The sequence below is a fragment of the Streptomyces sp. HD genome (assembly GCF_028369295.1).
In the GTDB taxonomy this organism is placed as follows: Bacteria; Actinomycetota; Actinomycetes; order Streptomycetales; family Streptomycetaceae; genus Streptomyces.
In genome coordinates, this window is record NZ_JAQMYP010000144.1 from 1 (window position 1) to 1324 (window position 1324).

Genomic DNA, 1324 nt, shown 5'->3' on the forward strand with positions numbered 1-1324 from the left:
GACGCGGCCGGAGACCACGGACGTGGAGTTGCCGGTCAGCAGGTGGCCGCGTACGTCGTCGGGAACGTCGCCGAGACCGGCGCCGTACTCCTGGTTGCTGCATCCCACGAACACGCCGGCGCGGCCGCCCCGCGCCGACTCCGGGTCGATGCCGGCGTGTTCGAACGCCTCCCATGACGCCTCCAGCAGCAGCCGCTGCTGCGGGTCCATCGCGACGGCCTCACGCGGCGAGATCCCGAAGAATGCCGGGTCGAAGTCTCCGGCGTCGTGGACGAACCCGCCCTCGCGGGCGTAACTGCCGTCCACGCGCCGGGAGTCCGGGTCGTAGAGCGCCTCGGTGTCCCAACCGCGGTCCGTGGGCCACTCGGAGATGGCATCGGCACCGTCGACCAGGAGCTGCCAGTAGTCCTCGGGGGACCGCACCCCGCCGGGGAACCGGCAGCTCATCCCGACGATCGCGATGGGCTCGTCCCCGCGGGACTCCAGCTCCTGGAGCCGCCGACGTGTCTCGGCCAGGTCGGTGGTGACCCACTTGAGGTAGTCCCGGAGCTTGTCTTCATTCGCCATTGGAACTTGCCCCATACGTTGTAGCGGTAGGAACGTTTCGGCCTGCTGCGACGCGGGCGTTCAGGACCTGCCGAGTTCCTGATTGATGAAGTCGAAGATCTCGTCGTCCGAGGCCGCCTCGAGCTGCTGGGAGACAGAGGCTTTGGGATCACCCTCGCTCTGATCATCCAGCTCGGTCAGCATGCTGCGCAGGCGTGCCTTCGCGAGAGTCCTGACGCTGTTATCTGGGGAAAGCCTTGAAATCGTGGAGGCCAGCCGGTCCATCTCGGCCACGAGAGCGGTCTCCGCGTCGGCTTCCTCCGTACCGAACAGCGCGTCGTCGAGGAAGGTCGCCAGATGACGGGGCGTCGGGTGGTCGAAGACGAGGGTGCTGGGCAGCTTCAGGCCCGTCTCGGAGGCGAGCCGGTTGCGCAGTTCCACGGCCGTCAGTGAGTCGACGCCGAGTTCACGGAAGGCCTGGCCCGACCCCACGATGGCGGTGTCGCCGTGTCCCAGTACCTCTGCCGCCCGCTTGCGCACCAGGTCGAGCAGAGCCTGCCGTCGCTCGTCCGCCGGATGTCCACCGAGCTCTTGCCGCAGCTCGGACTCCCGTTCGCTCTCCTGGTGCCCGGATGCTCCCGAGGTGGTGGTGAGGGCCGCGCGTGCTTCGGGCAGGTCGGCGAGCAGTGCGCTCGGGCGGACACTGGTGTACGCGGGGGTGAACCGCGCCCAGTCCACATCCGCCACGACCACAACCGCGTCCGCATCCGACGTCGCA

General features: G+C 68.6%; 2 protein-coding genes. Both read right to left on the bottom strand.

The annotated features are described in order from the left end of the window. A partial coding sequence (locus tag POF73_RS45685; RefSeq protein WP_272125454.1) for a beta-ketoacyl synthase N-terminal-like domain-containing protein occupies positions 1-567 on the bottom strand: 567 nt, incomplete at its 3' end. Positions 568-627: 60 nt separating this feature from the next. After that, positions 628-1324: phosphopantetheine-binding protein (locus POF73_RS45690; RefSeq protein ID WP_272125455.1), on the bottom strand; the 697-nt coding region annotated here is incomplete at its 5' end.